At 66.4% G+C, this 20,870-nt stretch carries 18 protein-coding genes; 12 read left to right on the top strand and 6 right to left on the bottom strand.

The window, feature by feature from the left end; translation table 11 throughout:
• Positions 1 to 9: 9 nt before the first annotated feature.
• The 5 genes from AB0L82_RS18885 to AB0L82_RS18865 all read left to right on the top strand — a co-directional run bounded on the left by AB0L82_RS18885 (position 10) and on the right by AB0L82_RS18865 (position 5,449).
• Positions 10 to 1,482, top strand: coding sequence for an FAD-dependent oxidoreductase (locus AB0L82_RS18885; RefSeq protein ID WP_364637469.1), 1,473 nt, complete (start codon positions 10 to 12; stop codon positions 1,480 to 1,482).
• Between the two features lie 15 nt (positions 1,483 to 1,497).
• Positions 1,498 to 2,352: an LLM class F420-dependent oxidoreductase gene (locus AB0L82_RS18880; protein WP_364637467.1), complete on the top strand. Its 855-nt coding sequence runs from the start codon at positions 1,498 to 1,500 to the stop codon at positions 2,350 to 2,352.
• 76 nt (positions 2,353 to 2,428) lie between these two features.
• On the top strand, positions 2,429 to 3,664 hold the full coding sequence (locus tag AB0L82_RS18875; protein ID WP_364637465.1) for a glycosyltransferase family 4 protein: 1,236 nt from the start codon (positions 2,429 to 2,431) through the stop codon (positions 3,662 to 3,664).
• On the top strand, positions 3,658 to 4,389 hold the full coding sequence (locus AB0L82_RS18870) for a class I SAM-dependent methyltransferase (protein WP_364637463.1): 732 nt from the start codon (positions 3,658 to 3,660) through the stop codon (positions 4,387 to 4,389). The genes AB0L82_RS18875 and AB0L82_RS18870 overlap by 7 nt, the downstream gene beginning before the upstream one ends.
• Positions 4,376 to 5,449 carry a prenyltransferase gene (locus tag AB0L82_RS18865; RefSeq protein ID WP_364637461.1) on the top strand — a complete coding sequence of 358 codons (1,074 nt, stop codon included), beginning with the start codon at positions 4,376 to 4,378 and terminating at the stop codon, positions 5,447 to 5,449. Before AB0L82_RS18870 ends, AB0L82_RS18865 begins: the two co-directional genes overlap by 14 nt.
• A gap of 3 nt (positions 5,450 to 5,452) precedes the next feature.
• On the opposite strand, the gene AB0L82_RS18860 is transcribed toward AB0L82_RS18865, so the two are convergent.
• Entirely contained in the window at positions 5,453 to 6,106 is a 654-nt protein-coding gene (locus tag AB0L82_RS18860; protein ID WP_364637459.1) for a class I SAM-dependent methyltransferase, read from the bottom strand.
• A gap of 124 nt (positions 6,107 to 6,230) precedes the next feature.
• Between AB0L82_RS18860 and AB0L82_RS18855 the strand changes: the two genes are divergently transcribed.
• Both AB0L82_RS18855 and AB0L82_RS18850 read left to right on the top strand, forming a co-directional pair.
• Positions 6,231 to 6,788, top strand: coding sequence for a helix-turn-helix domain-containing protein (locus AB0L82_RS18855; RefSeq protein ID WP_364637986.1), 558 nt, complete (start codon positions 6,231 to 6,233; stop codon positions 6,786 to 6,788).
• Positions 6,789 to 6,905: 117 nt separating this feature from the next.
• A complete protein-coding gene (locus AB0L82_RS18850; protein ID WP_364637457.1) occupies positions 6,906 to 8,258 on the top strand; it encodes a cytochrome P450 in 1,353 nt (450 codons plus the stop codon).
• On the opposite strand, the gene AB0L82_RS18845 is transcribed toward AB0L82_RS18850, so the two are convergent.
• Positions 8,255 to 8,743, bottom strand: coding sequence for a glutathione peroxidase (locus AB0L82_RS18845; RefSeq protein ID WP_364637455.1), 489 nt, complete (start codon positions 8,741 to 8,743; stop codon positions 8,255 to 8,257). The genes AB0L82_RS18850 and AB0L82_RS18845 overlap by 4 nt on opposite strands.
• Positions 8,744 to 8,780: 37 nt before the next feature.
• A complete protein-coding gene (locus tag AB0L82_RS18840; RefSeq protein WP_364637453.1) occupies positions 8,781 to 10,013 on the bottom strand; it encodes a cytochrome P450 in 1,233 nt (410 codons plus the stop codon).
• Between the two features lie 296 nt (positions 10,014 to 10,309).
• On the opposite strand from AB0L82_RS18840, the gene AB0L82_RS18835 reads away from it, so the two are divergent.
• Both AB0L82_RS18835 and AB0L82_RS18830 read left to right on the top strand, forming a co-directional pair.
• A complete protein-coding gene (locus tag AB0L82_RS18835; protein WP_364637451.1) occupies positions 10,310 to 11,947 on the top strand; it encodes a GMC family oxidoreductase N-terminal domain-containing protein in 1,638 nt (545 codons plus the stop codon).
• Between the two features lie 160 nt (positions 11,948 to 12,107).
• A complete protein-coding gene (locus AB0L82_RS18830; protein ID WP_364637449.1) occupies positions 12,108 to 13,106 on the top strand; it encodes a TIGR03617 family F420-dependent LLM class oxidoreductase in 999 nt (332 codons plus the stop codon).
• A gap of 8 nt (positions 13,107 to 13,114) precedes the next feature.
• On the opposite strand, the gene AB0L82_RS18825 is transcribed toward AB0L82_RS18830, so the two are convergent.
• The gene (locus tag AB0L82_RS18825; protein WP_364637447.1) at positions 13,115 to 14,719 is read right to left on the bottom strand and encodes a PKD domain-containing protein; all 1,605 of its coding nucleotides are present in this window, start codon (positions 14,717 to 14,719) and stop codon (positions 13,115 to 13,117) included.
• A 128-nt stretch (positions 14,720 to 14,847) separates the two neighbouring features.
• Here AB0L82_RS18825 and AB0L82_RS18820 point away from each other — a divergent pair, with 128 nt between their 5' ends.
• Positions 14,848 to 15,996, top strand: a complete 1,149-nt coding sequence (locus AB0L82_RS18820; RefSeq protein WP_364637445.1) for an MFS transporter — start codon at positions 14,848 to 14,850, stop codon at positions 15,994 to 15,996.
• Positions 15,997 to 16,308: 312 nt separating this feature from the next.
• Here AB0L82_RS18820 and AB0L82_RS18815 read toward each other — a convergent pair whose 3' ends face one another.
• Positions 16,309 to 16,932 carry a TetR/AcrR family transcriptional regulator gene (locus tag AB0L82_RS18815; RefSeq protein WP_364637442.1) on the bottom strand — a complete coding sequence of 208 codons (624 nt, stop codon included), beginning with the start codon at positions 16,930 to 16,932 and terminating at the stop codon, positions 16,309 to 16,311.
• Between the two features lie 109 nt (positions 16,933 to 17,041).
• On the opposite strand from AB0L82_RS18815, the gene AB0L82_RS18810 reads away from it, so the two are divergent.
• Both AB0L82_RS18810 and AB0L82_RS18805 read left to right on the top strand, forming a co-directional pair.
• Positions 17,042 to 18,163 (top strand): hypothetical protein, encoded by a 1,122-nt coding sequence (locus AB0L82_RS18810; protein ID WP_364637440.1) that lies wholly within the window; start codon positions 17,042 to 17,044, stop codon positions 18,161 to 18,163.
• The gene (locus AB0L82_RS18805) at positions 18,160 to 19,185 is read left to right on the top strand and encodes a phosphotransferase family protein (protein WP_364637438.1); all 1,026 of its coding nucleotides are present in this window, start codon (positions 18,160 to 18,162) and stop codon (positions 19,183 to 19,185) included. The genes AB0L82_RS18810 and AB0L82_RS18805 overlap by 4 nt, the downstream gene beginning before the upstream one ends.
• 69 nt (positions 19,186 to 19,254) lie before the next feature.
• Here AB0L82_RS18805 and AB0L82_RS18800 read toward each other — a convergent pair whose 3' ends face one another.
• Positions 19,255 to 20,799, bottom strand: a complete 1,545-nt coding sequence (locus tag AB0L82_RS18800) for an MFS transporter (protein WP_364637436.1) — start codon at positions 20,797 to 20,799, stop codon at positions 19,255 to 19,257.
• Between the last annotated feature and the right edge of the window lie 71 nt (positions 20,800 to 20,870).

Here is a 20,870-nt window from a genome sequence, read left to right as displayed (position 1 = left end):
TCCAAGACCATGGCCGATACCGCAACCGTGCGACCACTCCGGGCCAGTGAGGTGAGCTCCTGGGATCTCGAAGCCGAAGTGGTCGTCGTCGGCTTCGGCATTGCCGGGGTGTGCGCTTCCATCGAGGCGGCCCGGGCCGGGGCCGATGTGCTGGTACTGGAACGCACCGGCGGGTGGGGCGGCGCGGCCGCCCTGTCCGGCGGGTTCATCTATCTCGGCGGCGGTACGGCGCTGCAGCGCAAGCTCGGGTTCGAGGACACCCCGGAGGAGATGGAGAAGTTCCTGACCGCCGCGCTCGGACCGGGTGTGGACAAGGCCAAGATTCACGATTACTGCCAGGGCAGTGTCGAGCACTTCGACTGGCTGGTCGCCAACGGCGTGCCGTTCAACGAGGTGTTCTGGGGCGAACCCGCCTACGAACCGCCCGCCGATGAGGGCCTGATGTTCTCCGGCGGCGAGAACTCCGCACCGTTCAACGCCATCGCCACCCCCGCACCGCGCGGGCATCTCGCCTGGACCCGGGATAAGAAGCTGGGCGAGAAGGGCGGCGGCTACATGCTGATGGAGCCGCTCGCCCAGCAGGCCGAAAAGCTGGGCGTGCGACAGGAATTCGATGTCCGGCTGCAACGCCTGGTCGTCGACGACGCCGGCCGCGTGGTCGGCGTCGCCGCCAAGCGGTATGGCAAGGAACTGTTCGTGCGCGCCGAACGCGGTGTGGTGCTGGCGACCGGCAGCTTCGCCTACAACCACCAGATGGTGGAGCAGTACGCGCCCAAGATCCTGGGCCGTCCGGCCGCGACCGTCGAGGAGCACGACGGCATCGGCATCCGGGTGGCGCAGGCGCTCGGCGCGGATCTGGCGCATATGGACGCCACCGAGGTCGCGCTCATCGCGGACCCGCAGGTGATCGCGCGCGGCATCCTGGTGAACGGGCACGGTCAGCGCTTCATCACCGAGGACACCTATCCCGGCCGCATGGGTCAGGCCGTACTGCAGGATCAGGACAACAAGGCGTACCTGATCATCGACGAGGCGGCGCTGGAGGCGGCGTTCGAGACCGAATCGTCGATGAGCTTCCTGCGCATCGCGCCCACCTGGGTGGCCGAGACCATCGAGGAGCTGGAAGGCGAGATGGGTTTGCCCGCGGGCACCCTGCGAACCACCATCGATCTGTACAACCGGCATGCCGAGAACGGCGAGGATCCGTTCCTGCACAAGAAGACCGAGTGGGTGAAGCCGATCAGCGCCCCGCTCGGCGCGTACGACCTGCGCGGGTACACCGGCGGCTTCACGCTCGGCGGACTGCGCACCGATCTGGATTCGCGGGTGCTGCACGTATCCGGCGAACCCATCGCGGGACTCTTCGCGGCGGGCCGGGTCTCCTCGGGCATCTGCGCGGGCGGATACGCCAGCGGCTGTTCACTGGGTGACGGCAGTTTCTATGGACGGCGCGCGGGTGTAGCCGCGGCCAAGGGCAACTGAGAAAGGTAGGCGCACATGCGATTCGGTATTGTTCTCTTCACCAGCGATCGCGGGATCACGCCCGCCGCTGCCGCCAAGGGCGCCGAGGACAACGGGTTCGACTCGTTCTTCGTCCCGGAGCACACCCATATTCCGGTCAAACGCGATGCGGCGCATCCGCTCACCGGAACATCCGAACTGCCCGATGACCGGTACACCCGGACCTTGGATCCGTGGGTCTCGCTGGCGACGGCCGCCGCGGTGACCTCGCGCATCGAATTGTCCACTGCGGTGGCGCTTCCCACCGAGAGCGATCCGATCACGCTCGCCAAGACCCTGGCCACCCTGGACCATCTGTCCGGCGGCCGCCTCACCCTCGGTGCCGGATTCGGCTGGAACACCGATGAACTCACCGATCACGGCGTGCCCGGCAATAAGCGGCGCACCGTGCTGCGCGAGTACATCGAGGCCATGCGCGCCCTGTGGACGCAGGAAGAAGCCAGCTACTCCGGCGATTTCGTCTCCTTCGGGCCGAGCTGGGCCTGGCCCAAGCCGGTGCAGCCGCATATTCCGCTGCTGATCGGCGCGGGCGGCACCGAGAAGACCTTCAAGTGGATCGCGCGGACCGGCGACGGCTGGATCACCACGCCCGCCGAAACCGATGTCTCGGCGTCCACCGCACTGCTCATGAAGATCTGGAAGGAAGCCGGGCGCGAGGGCGCTCCGCGCGTGGTGGCACTGGACTTCAAGCCCGACGCCGACAAGCTCGCGCGCTGGGCCGAGGCCGGGGTCACCGATGTGCTGTACGGACTTCCGGACAAGCCGGAGGCCGATGTGCTGACCTATCTGGAGCGACTGGCGGGCAAGCTGGAGCCGATTCGTAACGCATGACCGCCCGGTGACCGATCGTTACCTGAAAGACATACGCCCCCAGTAGATTTCGCTGCGCCCAAGGAAAGGTGTGCCCGTGCGTATCGCCCTGCTGTCCTATCGCAGCAAAACCCACTGCGGGGGACAAGGGGTGTACGTCCGATACCTCAGCCGCGGCCTGGCCGAACTCGGGCACGAGGTCGAGGTGTTCTCGGGACAGCCGTATCCGGAGCTCCTCGACCCGCGCGTGCGGCTCACCGAGGTGCCGAGCCTGGACCTCTACCGGGACTCCGATCCCTTTCGCACACCGCGACCGTCGGAGATCCGGGATCGGACGGACCTGCTGGAGGTCGCCACCATGTGGACGGCGGGCTTCCCGGAGCCGCGCACCTTCAGCATCCGCGCGGCCCGCGTCTTGCGTTCCAGGACAGCCGACTTCGATGTCGTGCACGACAATCAGTGCCTGGGCTACGGACTGCTGGACATCGCCCGGCACCTGCCGCTGGTGGCGACCATCCACCATCCGATCACCCGGGATCGGGCGGTCGACCTCGCGGCCGCGCCGTGGCATCGAAAACCGTTCGTGCACAGGTGGTACGGCTTCCTCGGCATGCAGCAGCGGGTCGCCCGGCGGATACCGGAACTGATCACGGTCTCGTCCTCGTCGGCGACCGATATCGTCAGCGACTTCGGGGTGCGCCCGGAGCAGGTGCGAACGGTGCCGCTGGGTGTGGACACCGAACTCTTCCGGCCACACGACGAGCCGCGCGCACCCGGCCGGATCGTCGCCGTGGCCAGCGCCGACAAGCCGCTCAAGGGCATCGCGCATCTGCTGAACGCCATTGCGCGGCTGCGCGTCACGCACACCCTCGAACTCCGGCTGGTCGCCAAACTGGAACCGGACGGCCCCACCGAGAAATTGATCGCCGAACTCGGCCTCGCCGATATCGTCACCGTCGTCAGCGGACTCGGTGACGATGAGCTGGCCCTACTGCTGGCCTCCGCCGAAATCGCCTGTATCCCATCGATGTACGAGGGTTTCTCACTGCCCGCCGTGGAAGCCATGGCCAGCGGCACGCCCCTGGTGGCCAGCCGCGCCGGTGCGCTGCCCGAAGTGGTCGGCGACTGCGCGGAGCTGGTCGAGCCCGGCAATGTGGACGAGTTGACCCGCACCCTGGGCGCTCTGCTCGACTCCCCCGCGCACCGGCAACGCCTGAGCCTGGCGGGCCGGAACCGCGCCCTGTCCGTCTTCAGCTGGGAAGCCGTTGCCGCGCAAACGGTTTCCGTCTACGAAAACGCCATCGCACGCCATCAGGAGGCCATTTCATGCTGACCGTCGACTTCGACCGCCTGGGCATCGGCCCGGGCACCCGCGTCATCGATGTGGGGTGCGGGGCCGGACGGCATTCCTTCGAGGCGTATCGGCGCGGGGCCGATATCGTGGCGTTCGATCAGAACGGCAGCGATCTCGCCGATGTGGACACCATGTTCGGTGCCATGGCCGAAGCCGGTGAAGCGCCCGAATACGCCAAGGCCGAGACGGTGCGCGGGGACGCCCTGGACCTGCCCTACGGCGACGGCGAATTCGACGTGGTGATCGCCTCGGAGATCCTCGAGCACATCCCGCAGGACGGGGCCGCCATCGCGGAACTGGCGCGCGTCCTCAAACCCGGTGGGGCGCTGGCCGTTACGGTGCCGCGCTGGCTGCCCGAACGCATCTGCTGGGCGCTGTCGGACGAATACCACGCCAATGAGGGCGGGCATGTGCGCATCTACCGCGCGGACGAGCTGCGCGACAAGGTCACCGCACGGGGTTTGCGATTCATCCACAGGGCGCACGCACATGCGCTGCACTCGCCATACTGGTGGCTCAAATGCGCGGTGGGCGTCAACAATGACAAGCATCCCGCGGTGAGCGCCTACCACCGAATGCTGGTGTGGGACATGATGTCCGCGCCCCAGCTGACCCGCACCGCCGAACGACTGCTCGATCCGCTCATCGGCAAGAGCGTGGCACTGTACTTCGCGAAGCCGGCGGTCCGCCGTGCCCACCGCTGAGCTACCCGCGGTCCCCGGCGTCCTATCCGCCCGGGACTGCCTGCGCACCGCCGAAACCATCGCGGCCGCACAGGAATCCGACGGCGCGCTGCCCTGGTTCACCGGCGGCCATACCGACCCGTGGGACCATATCGAGAACGCCATGGCGCTGACGGTGGCGGGCCTGTGGGATCAGGCCCGCGACGCCTACCGCTGGTCCGCGAAAACCCAGCGCGCGGACGGCTCCTGGCCCATGCAGTTCCGGGCGGGCGTCATCGAGAACGCGGACGCCGACACCAACTTCTGCGCGTACATCGCCACCGGCGTCCTGCACTTCCTCACCAGCACGGACGATTTCGAATTCGTCCGGGAGATGTGGCCGACGGTCCGCGCGGCCGTGGATTTCGTCCTATCCCTGCAACAGGGCGACTTCGGTGAGATCCACTGGTCCCTCGGCCCCGGCGGCTCCTCCGGCGCAGCGCTGCTCACCGGCTGCTCCAGCATTTTCCACAGCCTCCGCTGTGCGCTGTCCCTGGCCGATCAGCTCGACGATCCACAGCCCTCCTGGGAGGTGGCGGCCTTACGCCTGGGCCATGCGCTGCGTGATCACCCCGAGGCGTTCCTCGACAAGAGCCGCTACTCGATGGACTGGTACTACCCCATCCTCGGCGGCGCGATCCGGGGTCGCGCCGCGTACGACCGAATCACCTCGCGCTGGGAGGATTTCGTGGTCCCGACCCTCGGCATCCGCTGCGTCTCCGACCAGCCCTGGGTCACCGGCGCGGAAACCTGTGAACTGGTGCTGGCCCTGGATGCCCTGGGCGACAACCGGCGTGCTCGCCAGCTCTTCATCAATATGCAGCATCTGCGCGAGGCGGACGGTTCCTACTGGACCGGCCTGGTCTTCACCGACGGCAAACGCTGGCCCGAGGAACGCACCACCTGGACCGCCGCCGCGACCCTGCTGGCCGCCGACGCGCTGACCCGAACCACGCCCGCCAACAACATCTTCCGGGATCTGCCGCGCCCCACCCGCATCACCGCGAGCCACTGCGCCTGCGCCACCAGCCCGACGCACTGAGGGCTAGTTGCAGGCGGCGTTGCGCTGGAGGATGCGCAGGGATCCGGTGACGGAGAGTTCACGGAACTTTCCGGAGTCCAGGGCCCGGCGATAGATGTTGTAGGGGGCCTGCCCGCCGTCCGCCGGGTCCGGGAAGACATCGTGGATGGCGAGCAGGCCGCCGCCCGCCACCCAGTGCGTCCAATTGTCGTAATCGCGCTGGGCGGCTTCCTCGGTGTGGCCGCCGTCGATGAAGAGCAGGCGCAGCGGTGTGCGCCAGAAGCGCGCGGCGGTGGCGGAGGAACCGATTATGCCGATGACGGTTTCGGTGAGACCGGCACGAATCATGGTGCGGCGGAACGTCGTCGAGGTGTCGAAAACACCGGTCTCCGGATCGATCAGCGTGGGGTCGTGGTATTCCCAGCCGGGCTGATGCTCTTCGGAGCCGCCGTGATGGTCGACGGTGAAGACGGTGGCACCGGTCTCGCGCGCGGCCGCACCCAGATAGATCGCGGATTTACCGCAGTAGGTGCCTATTTCGAGAATCGCGCCGTCGCCCGCGTAGGTGCGGGCGGCTTCGTACAGCGCGCGGCCTTCTTCCGGCGGCATGAATCCGACGGCCTGTTCGGCGAGTGCGAACAATGCGGCGGTATCGGCGGAAATGTCGGCCTGAGTCATCCGAAAACCTTTCTGGGGCGCGCGCATTGATACGGATTGCGTATCGGCGAGTTGCCCGGAGAGCAGCGCCATAGTAGCATCCGGACACGTGTCTGATTCTCTTTCCGACCGCCCGGTCGTAAACATGGAGGCCACTCGCCGCCGCCTCACCGAGAAGCAGGCCGAGACCGTCGACCGCCTCACCCGGGCGGCGATGGAGGTGCTCTCGCGCGAGGGGTTCGCGGGGCTCACGGTGCGCATGGTGGCATCGGCCGCCGGGGTCGGCACGGCCACCGCCTACACCTACTTCTCCTCCAAGGAACACCTGGTCGCGGAGATGTTCTGGCGACGCCTGGCCGCCACGCCGGCACCCGATCTCGCCGATGCGGACAGCACCGAGCGGGCGGTGGCGGTGCTGCGGCAGATCGCCATGCTGGTCGCCGATGAGCCCGCGCTGGCGGGCGCGGTGACCAGTGCGCTGCTCGGCACCGATCCGGATGTGGCGCATCTGCGTTTGCGCATCGGCAGCGAGATTCGGCAGCGGCTGATCGACGCGCTCGGCGCGGACGGCGATCTCGAAATGGTGGAAACCCTGGAATTGCTGTACGCGGGCGCACTGGTGCGCGCGGGCATGGGTTACGCCTCCTATGCCGAAATCGCGGACCGGCTGGAGAAGGCCGCACTGCACGCATTGCGCGGCTGACCCGCCGCGGTCGCTTTCCGCTCGAAATCGTTTATCCCCCAGTGAAATCTCTTGCCGCGCCCGCATACCCGTAGTACCGTCCAGACAGGTGTCTACTCCAGCGCGGGAGGTATTCCGATGACCCTGGTCAAGCCCCAGCAGGTCTCGGGCGGCGAGCACGAGCACGGCCATCTCGAAGAGTTCCGGACCGATCCCATCGCCCTGATGGCGCGCGTGCGCGCCGAATGCGGTGATATCGGCTCATTCCGGCTCGCCACCCGGGATGTGATCCTGCTGTCCGGTGCGCAGGCCAACGAGTTCTTCTTCCGGGCGGGTGATGAGGATCTGGATCAGGCCGCGGCCTATCCGTTCATGAAGCCCATCTTCGGCGAGGGCGTGGTGTTCGACGCACCGCCCGAACGCCGCAAGGAAATGTTGCACAACACCGCATTACGCGGTGATCAGATGCGCGGGCACGCCACCACCATCGCCCGCGAGGTGGATCGCATGCTGGCGTCCTGGGGTGACGAGGGCGAGATCGATCTGCTCGAATTCTTCGCCGAGCTGACCATCTACACCTCCTCGGCCTGCCTCATCGGCACCAAGTTCCGCGAGGAGCTCGACGACCGCTTCGCACACCTCTATCACGAGCTGGAGCGCGGCACCGACGCCTACTGCTACGTGGACCCGAACGCGGATATCGAGAGCTTCCGCCGCCGCGATGAGGCCCGGCATCAACTGGTGAAGCTGGTGCGGCACATCATGGCGGGCAGACTAGCGAATCCGCCTCGGGGCAAAGAGGATCGGGACATGCTCGACGTCCTGGTGTCGGTGCTGGACGAGCAGGGCAAACCCCGGTTCTCGGCCAGCGAGATCACCGGCATCTTCATCTCGATGATGTTCGCGGGCCATCACACCACCTCCGGCACCGCCGCCTGGACGATCATCGAACTGCTGCGCAATCCCGAGGTGCTCGGCAGCGTGGTGACCGAACTGGATGAGCTGTACGCCGACGGCGCGGACGTGAGTTTCCATGCGCTGCGCCAGATTCCGCGCTTGGAAGCGGTGCTCAAGGAGGTGCTGCGCATGCATCCGCCGCTCATCATTCTGATGCGGGTGGCGCAGGACGAGTTCGAGGTGTGCGGGCATCGCATCGCGCCGGGCGATCTGGTGGCGGCGACACCCGCTGTCTCCAACCGGATTCCGGAGGATTTCCCGAATCCGAATATCTTCGATCCGGCCCGTTATATCGATCCCAATCAGGAAGACCTGGTCAATCGCTGGACCTGGATCCCGTTCGGCGCGGGCCGGCATCGCTGCGTCGGCGCGGCCTTCGCGCTCATGCAGTTGAAGGCGATCTTCTCGATTCTGCTGCGCGACTGGGAGTTCGAACTCTCCCAGCCGTCGGACAGCTACCGCAACGACCATTCGAAAATGGTCGTGCAGTTGGAACAGCCGTGTGCGGTGCGTTATCGCAGGCGCACGCGTTAGACCGCGCTCTCGATCGCCGCGATGACCGAGGGGTCGGTGGGCTCGGTGCGGGGGCGGATGCGCGCCAGCACCGAGCCGTCGCGGCCGATCAGGAACTTCTCGAAGTTCCACTGCACGTCACCGGCGGTGCCGTCGGCATCGGCGGTCTGGGTGAGCTCGCGGTAGATGGGGTGCGCGCCCTCGCCGTTCACCTCCAGCTTCTCCAGCAGCGGGAAGTCCACACCGTAGGTGGTGGAGCAGAATTCGGCGATCTCCTCGGCGGTGCCGGGCTCCTGGCCCATGAACTGGTTGCTCGGCGCGCCGATCACGGTGAAACCGCGGTGGCCGAAGGCGTTCTGCAGTTCCACCAGGCCGTTGTACTGCGGGGTCAGACCGCATTTGGAGGCCACGTTGACCAAGAGCACCACCTTGTCGCCGGCCAGCTCGGCGAGGGTGGTGGGCTTGTCGTCCAGGGTCTGTACGGGAATTTCGCGAAGTGAGGTCACATTCGCATAGTAGAACGGGTTCGCCGCGAACAGCCGCTCACCCGTAGTTGACCGGCCAGTGTTTGATCCCATTGATCCACCCTGCGCGCAACCGTTGCGGCGGTTCGAGCTCGGTGATATTCGGCATGACATCGGCGATCGCATTGAACATCAGATCGATTTCCAGCCGCGCCAGATTCGCGCCCACACAGAAGTGCGCACCGGTCCCGCCGAATCCGACATGCGGATTGGGATCGCGCAGCACATTGAACGAGAACGGATCGTCGAACACGTCCTCGTCGAAATTGGCGGAGCTGTAGAACAATCCGACCCGATCGCCCGCACGGATGGCCTGTCCGCCGAGTTCGGTATCGCTCAGCGCGGTGCGCTGGAATGAGGTGACCGGCGTCGCCCAGCGCACGATTTCATCGGGTGCGGTGCGCGGCCGCTTTTCCCGGTACAGCTCCCACTGTTCCGGATTGTCGACGAACGCCTTCATACCGTGCGTAATGGCATTGCGGGTGGTTTCATTGCCCGCCACCGACAGCAGGATGACGAAGAAGCCGAATTCGTCCGAACCCAGTGCCTCACCGTCGATATCGGCGGTCACCAACTGCGTGACGATATCGTCCATCGGGCAGGCGCGGCGCTGTTCGGCCAGGTTGTAGGCGTATCCGAGCAGTTCGGCATTGGCCTGCATATTGGCCCCGGCGAACTCCGGATCATCGAAGTTCAACAGCTGATTGGACCAGTGGAACAGCTTGTGCCGATCATCCTGCGGCACCCCGAGCAGTTCGGCGATGGCCTGCAATGGAAGTTCGGAGGCCACCTGCTCCACGAAATCGCCGCCGCCGGTCTCCTTCGCCTCCGCGACAATCGCCGCGGCGCGCTCGGTGAGAGCCTTGCGCAATCCCTCGACCGCGCGCGGGGTGAAGCCCTGCGAGACGATGCGCCGAATCTTGGTGTGCTTCGGCGGATCCATATTGATCAGCAACGCATTTCGTGACAGTTCCAACTGTTCCGGTAGCGAATCCGCAGGCATCCGGATGATGGAACCTTTTTCATGCGAGGACCAGACGTCCGGTCTCCGGGATATCTCCTTGACATCCTCATAGCGGGTGATGGCCCAGAATCCCGCGTCGGTGAACGGGGCCGCTTGTTCGGGCGTCTGGGCATTCCACCAGACGGGTGCGGTGCGCCGTAGTGCGGCGAACTCCTGAGCGGGGCTGTGATCAGCCCACAGCGCCGGATCGGTGAAATCGAAACCTGCCGGTAGCGACGGAACAGTCATTGTTCCTCCTCGCACATATTGCCGCCATGATCGCAAAAATGGAACGCGTTTCATGTGAATTGAACCACGCCCCGGCCGCTCCTACCATGGTTTCGACGGGCCGAACCCGCCCCGGCGACAACCTGCGAGGCCAGCTAATACACAGCATCTCTAGAACAAGTTCTACCGATTGCCGGATGATCATATTTTCGGCCCCTGAGGTCGCCCGCATGGCTGGACATCAAGTCCGCCCTGTGCGCAGACTAGAACTTGTTCTACAGTGACCGCAGGCACACTCAAGGATGAGGTAACGAAGAATGACCGCTTCTCCGCGCTCCGGGGACAACGCAACCGAGGCCGATTACGTAGTCGTCGGATCGGGCAGCGCCGGCGCCATCGTGGCCGGCCGGCTCGCCGAGCGCGGCGCCAGCGTGATCCTGTTGGAGGCCGGCCGCAAGGACAACACCCGCATGGTCACCATGCCCGGCGCGATCAGCATGGTGCACACCGTCCCGCAGCTGAAGAAGCGCGTGACGTGGAAGCAGTTCTCCATCCCGCAGAAGCACGCCAACGATCGCCGGATCCCCATGACGCGCGGCAAGGTGCTCGGCGGTTCCAGCTCCGTCAACGGCATGCTCTACGTGCGCGGCAACCGGGCCAACTTCGATTCCTGGGCCGCCGAGGGCAATACGGGCTGGAGCTACGACGAGGTGCTCCCCGCCTACAAGAGCCTGGAGAACTGGCAGGACGGCGCGAGCGAGCTGCGCGGCGCGGGCGGCCCCATCGAGGTCACCCGGCAGCAGGACCTGACCCCGATCGCCCAGCAGTTCATGGTCGCCGCCTCCGACACCCTCGGCGCGCCGATCATCGAGGACTACAACGGCGAATCGCAGGAAGGCATCTCGATCTTCCAGCAGAGCGTGAAAAACGGTCTGCGCTACAGCTCTTCGCGCGGTTTCATCACCGACCGGCCGAACTCCAACCTGACCGTGCTCACCCACGTGCACGTGACCCGGGTAGTCATCGAGAAGGGCCGCGCCACCGGCGTGGAACTGGCCGAGAAGAACGGCACCCGCCGAATCATCAGGGCGGCCAAGGAGGTCATCGTCTCCGGTGGCGTCATCGGCTCCCCGCAGCTGCTCATGCTGTCCGGCGTCGGCCCGGCCGCGCACCTGCGTGAACTCGGCATCGACGTGCTCGCCGATCTGCCGGTCGGGCAGAACCTGCACGATCACCTGTTCGTGCCGATGACCTTCATCTCCAAAAAGGCCATCCACCGCGGTATTCCGACCCACTTCGCCAGCGGCATCATGCAGGAACTGGCCCGCCCGGGCAGCTCCTGGATGGGGCGCACGGTCTTCGAGGCGTGCGGCTTCGTCAAGACCAAGTACGCCGAGGGCGACTACCCGGATATGCAGATCCACACCCTGCCGTGGAGCTACCCCATCCCCAACCAGGATGAGGACAAGCTGCACCTGGTGGATCGCCGTCCCGGCTTCACCATCTTCCCGAGCCTCATCTACCCCAAGAGCCGCGGCGAACTGAAGCTGGCCTCGAACGATCCGTTCGCCTCCCCGCTCATCGATCCGGGCTACCTGAGCGATCCGCGGGATACCGAATTCCTCGTCGAGGGCATTCGGATGATCCGGGAGATCATGGCGCACAAGAGCATTGCCGGTGACTGGACCGAGGAACTCGCCCCCGGCCCCGCGCTGCAGGACGAGACCGCGCTGCGCGCCGAACTGCCCAACCGCGTGCACTCCATCTACCACCCGGTCGGCACCTGCCGCATGGGTGTGGACGAGCGCGCGGTGGTCGATCCGACGCTGAAGGTGAACGGTATCGAGGGCCTGCGCGTGGCGGACGCCTCGATCATGCCGAGCATCACCGGCGGCAACACCAACGCACCGAGCTACCTCATCGGCGAGAAGGCCGCGGAGTTCATCGGCGCGTAAGCACCGAGCAGGACAGCGGTGCCGGAAAACTGTTACTTCCCTTACGGTTCCGGAACCGCCGGTCACCGGCCACAACGCGCGGTGACCGCTCCGCCCCGAGCCTGACGACCTCAGCGCTCGGGGCGGAGTTCTTTCGTGCGACCGAACCGATGGGAATGCGATGTCACTGCCGCTCGATATCTGGCTGAACGCCCCCGTCGCCGAATCCGCCGCGCGCGCACGGCAATTGCGCGCGGCGGGGGTGGACGGCGTCTTCACCTTCGAGGGCGCGCACGATGTCTTCCTGCCGCTCACCCTGGCCGCGGACAGCGGGCTGGGGCTCATGACCAATGTGGCGATCGCGTTCCCGCGCAGCCCGATTCACCTCGCGCACGCCGCCTATGACCTGCAACTGTTGTCCGGCGGCCGATTCCGCCTCGGCCTGGGTTCGCAGATCCGGCCGCATATCGAGCGCCGCTACGGCAGCACCTGGTCCCGCCCGGTGGACCGCATGGGCGACACCGTCGCGGCGGTGCGAGAGATCCTGCGTGCCTGGCAAACCGGGGATCGCCTGGACTATCGCGGCGAATTCTGGCAGCACACCCTGATGCCGCCGAATTTCGATCCCGGCCCCAATCCCCATGGCGTGCCACCGGTGCTGGTCGGCGCGCTCGGCCCGCGCATGACCGAGATGGCGGCACGGGTGGCGGACGGGGTGCTGGTCATGCCCTTCAACACCGAGCGGCACTTCCGCGAGCGCACGCTACCGGCGATCGACAAGGGCTTGGCGGGCTCGGACCGGCCCTTCGAGATCATCGCCGAAGCCATTGTCGCCATGGGTGATTCGGCGGAGGAGATCGCGACCGCACGACAGGCGGTGCGAAATCTGCTGGCCTTCTACGGTTCGACGCCGTCCTATCGCCCGGTGCTCGAGGTACAGGGCTGGGCCGATCTGCAACCCGAACTCAACCTGCTGTCCAAACAGGGCCGCTGGCGCGAGATGGCCGGGCTGATCGACGATCCGATGGTCGACGCGCTGACCGTGAGCGGGACGCCCGCACAATGCGCGGACGAGATCCGGAATCGGTTCGGAGACCGAATCTCCCGGGTGTGCTGCTATTTCCCCGGATATCCGATCTCCGATACCGCTATCGCCGAACTGGCCGCCGCACTGAAATAGCCGCTCGGCTACTCGATCACGATCGGCTCACCGAGCTCGTACACGCTCTGCCGCCCGGTCATATCCGTCACCAGCAGGCGCGGCAGATGCGGCCCCGGATCGGTGTAGGCGTGTGAGACCGCCGTACCCGTGGTGACGGTGTGCGCGCCGTCGCCGAAGTACCAGTCGTACTGGCGGATCGCCCCGCCCGCCGGTTCGGCGTCGAAGTCCACCATCGTCCCGGCCGGACCCGCCGTCCGGGAGATGGTGAACCCGTCACCCGAAGGCCCACCGCCGCCGAACCATTCGCGCATGGCGGGGTTCAGCAGGAAGGCCCTCGCGTACTCCCGCGCACCCTCGGGGTCCGCGTGCGCGATGGCGGTCGCGCGGCACTGCGGCGGTACCTCGGTGAGTTGCGGGCAGGCCAGCAGGCGCAGTGAGATCTCCTCGTCGCCGAGCGGATTCATCCACAGTTTGCGATCACCGTCCTGACTGGCGAGGCCGTCGGCCGCGACCGCGAACGCCTCACCCGCGGCGGCATTGGCCTGGGCCGCCGCCTGCCGGAACGCCTCCGCCGAGACGCGCACGAACTCGGACCAGCGGGCCCGCAACACCTCCGGCACACCCGGCGCGTCCGCACCGTGAAAGTAGTTGGATACCAGTACCTTCGGATTACCCGGTAGCGCGTGCGCCTTCTCGATGGCGGCACGCATACCGCGACCGCCGTAGCCGAGTTTCGCGCCGCTGAAATACGGCACGTGCGCGGCGGGGTTCGCCGACTCGGCTCCGATGCCGCCGCATTCCCGCCGTATCGCGGCGGTCAGATCCTTGGTGCCGGGGGTGACGCCGACCGGAATGCCGAAGACCGGATCCAGATCGTTGATACAACCGTCCAGCAGCACCAGGTCCACCGGATAACCGTGCGCGCGGGCCTCGGCCCCCGCCTGCTCCAATTGGCAGAACACATCGGGTAGTTCATTCGCGCCGGATTCGTCGGCGGTCTTCGGATCCACGGGGCATTGCGCATCGCCCGCCCCGGTGTGCAGGCCGGGGGCGTCCAGCGCCGCACCGGAGACCGAATAGTCGTGCAGCCGGGTGGCCCGCCCGGTCTGCTCGCCGAGCGTCTGGGCGGTGAGCCCCGCGAAGGTGCGGTCCAGATCCAGGCCCTGCCCCCAGGTGACCGCGTCACCGGCCGAGACCACGTGCAGCGGGCGGCATTCCCGGCCCACCCGCAGATTCCAGGGCTTGCCGTAACCGCTCGCCGCGCCGCCGGGGACTCTGGCCCGGGCGTCCACCCGTAGTCGGCCGTCCGCGGGTAGTTCGTCCTGGCCGATATCGAAGCCGATCGTCATCACATCGCTGTTCATCGGGATGATGCCGGTGCGGATCGGTTGTCCGCCGCCGAGAATTCGCCATTCCACATCGGCGTGCGCGGGCACCCCGGTCGGGAAGTACACGGCGGTGGTGCCGTGCAGCGGACCGGCGCACTGCCCGTCCGCGGGCGTACTGACATCGATGATGAGCGGTAATTCGGGGATGACGTCGGCCCGGGCCACCGGCCCGGCCGCCGCTGTCGCACCCACCAGCACGGGCAGCACAGCCGCCCGTAACCAGCGGGATCGCCACAACTTCACATGCGCCTCCTGAGGCATTCCGCAACTTGACAGCAGCCATAGTGCGGGGGACCCGGCCGGGGTCGATCAGGCGCGCCGAATTGGCCTAATTTAGTCCTTTTGACCGGCGTTTCTGCTAGACAAACGGTATGAATGCGAGAAACCTCACGCTCGCGACACTGGCTTTCGGCCTCACCTTCTGGGCCTGGAACCTGATTGGACCGCTATCCGGTAGTTACACAGACGATTTGGGCCTGTCCCCCGGTCAGACCTCGATGCTGGTGGCCACACCGGTGCTGGTCGGCTCGCTCGGCCGGATTCCGGCCGGCGTGCTCGCCGACAAGTTCGGCGGACGGCTCATGTTCGCCGTCATCTGCTTCATATCGATCATTCCCACGCTCTTCGTGGGCTGGTCGAATTCCTATGGGGCGCTCATCTTCTGGGGTTTCTTCCTGGGCATCGCGGGCACCTCGTTCGCGGTCGGCGTTCCGTTCGTGAACGCCTGGTTCGAACCGGCCCGGCGCGGCTTCGCCACCGGCGTGTTCGGTGCGGGCATGGGCGGTACGGCGCTCTCGGCGCTGCTGACCCCGCGGCTGGTCGATCATCTCGGCCGCGCCACCACCCACGTCATCATGGCCGTGGCGCTGGCGATCATGGGCGTGATCATGCTGATGTTCAGCCGCAACTCGCCGAACTGGAGCCCGGCCACCGAGCCCGCGCTGCCGCGCATTCGAGAAGCGTTGCAGCTCAAGGCGACCTGGCAGGGCTCACTGCTGTACGCGGTGGCGTTCGGCGGTTTCGTGGCCTTCTCCACCTATCTGCCGACGGTGCTGCGCAATGTGTACGAGTTCGCGCAGTCCGATGCGGGCCTGCGCACCGCCGGATTCTCCATCGCGGGTGTGCTGGCGCGGCCGCTGGGCGGCACGCTCTCGGACAAGCTGGGGCCGGTCAAGGTACTGGCCATCTCGTTCGCGGGCACCGCGATCATGGCGGTGGTGCTGAGTTTCGAACCGCCGCAGGAGTTTCCGGCCGGCACCAGCCTGGTGCTGATGGCCTTCTTCCTCGGCCTGGGCACCGGCGGCGTCTTCGCGCTGATCGCCAAGCTGGTGGATCCGGCCCGGGTCGGCACCGTGACCGGCGTGGTCGGCGCGGCGGGCGGGCTCGGCGGCTATTTCCCGCCCTTGGTCATGGGCCTGGTCTACAGCTCCCGGCACGACTACACGCTCGGCTATCTCCTGCTGGCGCTGACCGCCGCGGCCGCCTTCGCGTACACCCTGAAGGTGGGTCGAGAAATCTGAATTCTGTTCCGCCCCAGCATTTTTCGTGAATGCAAGATCTTCTTAAGGCCGTGCCAAGCACGGCCCCGCATTGTTGTGTGCAACACCGGGACACCGGTACAGCCACCACAGATGTCCTGCCGCGAAGGGGGCGGCAGGCCGGGCGCGGGAACCCGCCGAACCTGTCCACGAGGGGTGTCAGGATCGGCGGGTTCCGCGTTTCGAATCCCACCGCCGGGTGATCTTGATACCCGGTATCGTGGAGATAAGTGCGCCAAGGAGATTGGATCCGACGATGGAAACAGTGATCGTCTTCGTGTTGGCCTGTGTGATCTATTGGTTCGGCCTCATACGCTGACCCGCTGGGGCCGCCGCCACCGCCACCAGGGCATCGGCGATCTGCGCACAGAAGACGTCGGCGTCGTCGGTGCCGTGCGTGAGCGCCCGGAACAGGGTCGCGCCGCGCAGCAGTTCGAACACCGCGTCCGCATCGCATCCGGGATCGGCCTGACCGGCCCGCACCGCACCGGCGAGCAACTCGCCCAGCGCCTCTCGCGTGGGCAACTCCCCCCGGTCCAGCAGGCGGCGATAGCTGTCGTGATCGTCGTGGTACTCCGAGAGCAGTCCGGGAATGGCCGAGCGGGCCGCCGGATGCGCCGAGACGGACAGGAACAGCCGGGTCCACGCCAGTAGATCCGCGCGCAGATCACCGCTCGGCGCGGGGTGGTGGATCTCGTCGAGCGCGAAGATCGCATCCTCCACCAGGGCCCGCTTACTCGGCCAGCGTCGGTAGATCGAGGTGGTGACCACGCCCGCCCGGCGTGCCACCGCGGCGATAGTGGTGGCCTGGTAGCCCTCGCTGACCAGCAATTCCTGTGTCGCCGCCAGCAATTGCGCATCCAATTGCGGATCGCGCGGGCGACCCGGCCCGGAGCGGGCCTGCGAAGGTGCGCTCACCGGAGTGCTCCCAACTGGTCGAGGAAATTCTGCGATTGAGGGTACCGCCCGGCCCGCTTTCAAATACGCTGTGCCCCGTATTCTAATTGCCACCGAGAGGTTCCCGTCGATGTTGACGCCCCAGGACGAACTGCTCTGCCACCAACTGCCCACCACCTTCGACCACGTCCAGCAGAGCGATCTGCGCTGGACCGAACGCGTGGTCATGTACGGCTTCGACACCGTCGGCGGGGTGAGCGTCATGACCGGTATGGCCCGCTACCCCAACCGCAATCTCATCGACGCCTACGCCATGATCACCATCGGCGATAAAGCCCATACCGTGCGCATGTCCCGGCAGATCGACGACCGGCACGACGGGCTCGGGTCCTGGCGGGTCGGGCCGTTCACCTACGAGATCGTCGAACCGCTGCGCAGGGTGCGCGCGAGGCTCGACGACAATGCGCACGGCATCCGGTTGCAGCTCGAATTCGACGCCCAATTCCCGGCTTACGAGCAGGAACCCGCATTCTTCCGGTCTCGTGGCCGGGTGCGCGAGGACGCCCGGCGGTACTACCAGAACGGGACCGTCAGCGGCTGGCTGGAAATCGAGGGCAAGCGCATCGACATCGATCCGGCCGACTGGTGGTTCGGGCGCGATCACTCCTGGGGCACCCGGCACGGCGGTGGCGGCGGAGCCATCGACGAGGGCGGCGGAATCCTGCAACCCACCGAGATTCCCGAGGGCGTCCTGTACTACATGGGCATCTTCCAATTCGAGGACGAGCTGGTGCATTTCGCGCAGCGCGAGACCCCCGAGGGACACCGCTGGCATTTCGAGGGGACGGTACTGCCGCGACTCGGCTCCGCCGCCGGACCCGAGCCGATTCGCGATGTGCGACACGACCTTACGTTCCGGGAGGAATTCCGGATCGTCAGCGGCGGCCGGTTCACCGTCGTCGACGCGGCGGGCAAGACTCGCGAATTCACCATCACCCCGGTCTCGGATTTCTGGCCGGGCCTGGCGGGCTACGACAACTATCGCGGCTACGCCTCCGGGGTCTGGAAGGGCGCGGACTGGAGTGACGGATTCGTGGTCGACCTCGCCGATACCGCGGAGCTGAAGCAGGTCAGCATGCTGAGCGAAACCTTCTGCCGCGTCGAGACCGACGGCAAGGTCGGTTACGGCCTGGTCGAAATGGTCTTCATGGGCCGCAATGAGCGGTACGGGTACGAAGGGTACCGAGCGTGAGCACCATTCGACTGCCCGCCGATAAGCTGGCGGCCGGCCTGGAACCGCTGCTGCACCGGAATTTCCCGGTGCCCGGGACGGCACGGATTCGCGACTTCCGCCGCACCGATCGCGGTTTCGCCACCGAGACATACCTTTTCGACGTCGACAGCGAAAGCGGTTCGCTGCCACTGGTTTTCCGGCGGCCGCCGGAGATGTCGCTGTTCCCGGACTACGATCTGCTGCGGCAGGTGCTGGTCATGCAGCGACTGGCCGGGACCGATATCCCGGTGGCGACCCCGATCTGGCTGGACCGAGGTGAAGCCGACCTGGGCAGCCCGTACTTCGTCATGAACCGGCTGGCGGGTGCCGCGCCCAGCGACTACCCGTCGTATCACGTATCCGGCAATTACTTCGAGGCCACACCGGAACAGCGCGCCCGCATGTGGTGGGGCTGCGTCGACACCATCGCCGATATCCATCGATTGGATTGGCGGGCACTGCGATTGGAGTTCCTGGCGCTGCCCGCCTACGGGACGACGCCGGTGGAGCAGCTGGTCAACTATCTGGACGCGGCATTGAGCTGGGCGACCGGCGGGACGCAGCCGGAGATCTACCGGCGCGCCATCGCCGAGCTGCGGGACAACCGCTACGACCCCGAGCACATCGTCTTGAACTGGGGCGATGCCCGCATGTCGAATATCCTGTACGACAGCGATTTCCGGGTCAGCGGCGTCCTCGACTGGGAGATAGCGCATCTCGGCGATCATGAGCTGGATCTGGCCTGGTTGCTGTTCCTGGACTGGGCCAGTTCGACTTTCGAAGGCCACGAACCTTTGCCCGGCACCCCGATCCGGGACGAGACCATCGCCTACTACGAGCAGCGCAGCGGGATGCGGGTGCGCAACCTGGTGTTCAACGAGATCCTGGCGGCCGTGCTGCTGTCGGTTCCGCTGCTGCGCATGGCGAATCGGGTGCAGCTGCCACCGGAGATGGATATCACCGGCTTCTGCACCACCCGAATCGAGCAGTTGCTGTCCTGACGGCGGCTGCTTCACAAAAGAACTCCGCCCCCGGGACTGGCACCGGGGGCGGAGTTCTTGTTTCGACGGCTAGCGGGCGTCGACCAGCTCGTCATCCACCGGCTCGGTGGGCGAAACCCCTTCCGCATTCGCCGCTTTCGCACCCCGCATCAGGAAGAACGCGAGCACGCAGGCGGCCAGGACGCTGACCGCACCGGCGGTGAAGGTGGTCGACATCGCGTTGGTGAAGGCTTCGCGCGCCGCCGCGATGATCGCGGCGTCACCGCTGCCGATAGCCGGGGCCAGGTTCTCGCGCACCAATTCCGGAGCCGATTCCGGCATGCCGTTGGTGTAGGACTTCGCCAGAATCGCGCCCAGCACAGCCACACCCAGCGCGCCACCGGTCTGCTGAATGGTGTCGTTCAGCGCCGAGCCGACACCGGCCTGCTCCGGCGGCACCGCACCCATCAGCGCGCCGATGGCGGCGGGCATGGCCAGACCCGCACCACCGCCGACCAGGGCCATGGCGACCGCGGGCATCCAGAATCCGGAATCGACGGTCAGCGTGGTCAGCACCCCGGTGCCCGCCGCCAGCACGAGCAGGCCGCCGATGGTGACGGTGCGGACGCCCAGCTTGCCGATCAGTCCCGCGCCGATGGCCTGACATACCAACGCCGCCAACGCCATCGGCGTGAAGGCCACCGCGGTCTTGATCGGCGAGTAGCCGAGCACGAACTGCAGGTATTGGGTGAGCACGAGCAGCAGTCCGGCATTGGCGAACACCACCAGCACCAGCGAGAAGCTGGAACCGGTGAAGACCCGATTGCGGAACAGCTGCATGGGCACCATCGGGTGCTCGGCCTTCAGCTCGCGAATGATGAAGGCGGAGAAACCGATCACGGCCACGATCAGCGACGGCCACACCCCGGCGAAACCCTTGGCCGGGAATTCGATAATGGTCCACACCAGCGCCGTAGTGCCGACGATCGACAGCACCATGCCCGGGAAATCCGGTTTCGTCCACGGCCCCTTGGATTCCGGCATGAGCGCCAGCGCCGCGATGATCGCGACGATCGCGATCGGCACGTTCAACAGGAATACCGAACCCCACCAGAAGTGGTTCAGCAGTACGCCGCCCATCACCGGGCCGCCGACCATGCCGACCATGGCCACCGCGCTCCACGCGGCGATCGCCTTGGGACGCTCTTCCTCGTCGAATACGGTGATCAGAATGGACAGCGTGCTCGGCATGATGAGCGCACCGCCGATACCCATGACCACGCGGCCCGCGATCAGTGTCTCCGGCGAGGTGGCGTACGCGGCCAGCAGTGAGGCCGCCCCGAACAGGGCCAGGCCGATCACCATCACCAGCCTGCGCCCGAACCGGTCGGACAGGCTGCCCGAGGTGAGCAGCAGGCCCGCGAACACCAGGATGTAGGAGTCCAGCACCCACTGGATGTCCTGGGTGGTCGCGCCCAGATCCCGGGACAGCTGCGGAATCGCGACATTGAGCACCATATTGTCGATCACCAGCACCAGCGAGCTCAGGCAGAGCACGATCAGGATCAGCCAGCGCTTCGGGTTGCGCTGTGCCGCATGCGAAGTCACCGCCGCGGCCAAGTCTTTCGCAGTCATCTCATATCCCCTCGAGAACTTTCACCGCACACTGTGCGGCGCTGTCGAACACTGTACGGTCTCCGTACACT

It is taken from the genome of Nocardia sp. NPDC052001 (assembly GCF_040680615.1).
Lineage (GTDB): Bacteria > Actinomycetota > Actinomycetes > Mycobacteriales > Mycobacteriaceae > Nocardia.
Note: the sequence above shows the minus strand (reverse complement) of the source record. Positions and strands in the feature narration are given on the sequence as shown.

Bases quoted from the DNA above. Each gene is read 5' to 3' on its own strand.
- AB0L82_RS18885 (WP_364637469.1), top strand. From the start codon at position 10: ATGGCCGATACCGCAACCGTGCGACCACTCCGGGCCAGTGAGGTGAGC.
- AB0L82_RS18880 (WP_364637467.1), top strand. From the start codon at position 1,498: ATGCGATTCGGTATTGTTCTCTTCACCAGCGATCGCGGGATCACGCCC.
- AB0L82_RS18870 (WP_364637463.1), top strand. From the start codon at position 3,658: ATGCTGACCGTCGACTTCGACCGCCTGGGCATCGGCCCGGGCACCCGC.
- AB0L82_RS18860 (WP_364637459.1), bottom strand. From the start codon at position 6,106: ATGACTCAGGCCGACATTTCCGCCGATACCGCCGCATTGTTCGCACTC.
- AB0L82_RS18855 (WP_364637986.1), top strand. From the start codon at position 6,231: ATGGAGGCCACTCGCCGCCGCCTCACCGAGAAGCAGGCCGAGACCGTC.
- AB0L82_RS18850 (WP_364637457.1), top strand. From the start codon at position 6,906: ATGACCCTGGTCAAGCCCCAGCAGGTCTCGGGCGGCGAGCACGAGCAC.
- AB0L82_RS18840 (WP_364637453.1), bottom strand. From the start codon at position 10,013: ATGACTGTTCCGTCGCTACCGGCAGGTTTCGATTTCACCGATCCGGCG.
- AB0L82_RS18835 (WP_364637451.1), top strand. From the start codon at position 10,310: ATGACCGCTTCTCCGCGCTCCGGGGACAACGCAACCGAGGCCGATTAC.
- AB0L82_RS18830 (WP_364637449.1), top strand. From the start codon at position 12,108: ATGTCACTGCCGCTCGATATCTGGCTGAACGCCCCCGTCGCCGAATCC.
- AB0L82_RS18820 (WP_364637445.1), top strand. From the start codon at position 14,848: ATGAATGCGAGAAACCTCACGCTCGCGACACTGGCTTTCGGCCTCACC.
- AB0L82_RS18810 (WP_364637440.1), top strand. From the start codon at position 17,042: ATGTTGACGCCCCAGGACGAACTGCTCTGCCACCAACTGCCCACCACC.
- AB0L82_RS18800 (WP_364637436.1), bottom strand. From the start codon at position 20,799: ATGACTGCGAAAGACTTGGCCGCGGCGGTGACTTCGCATGCGGCACAG.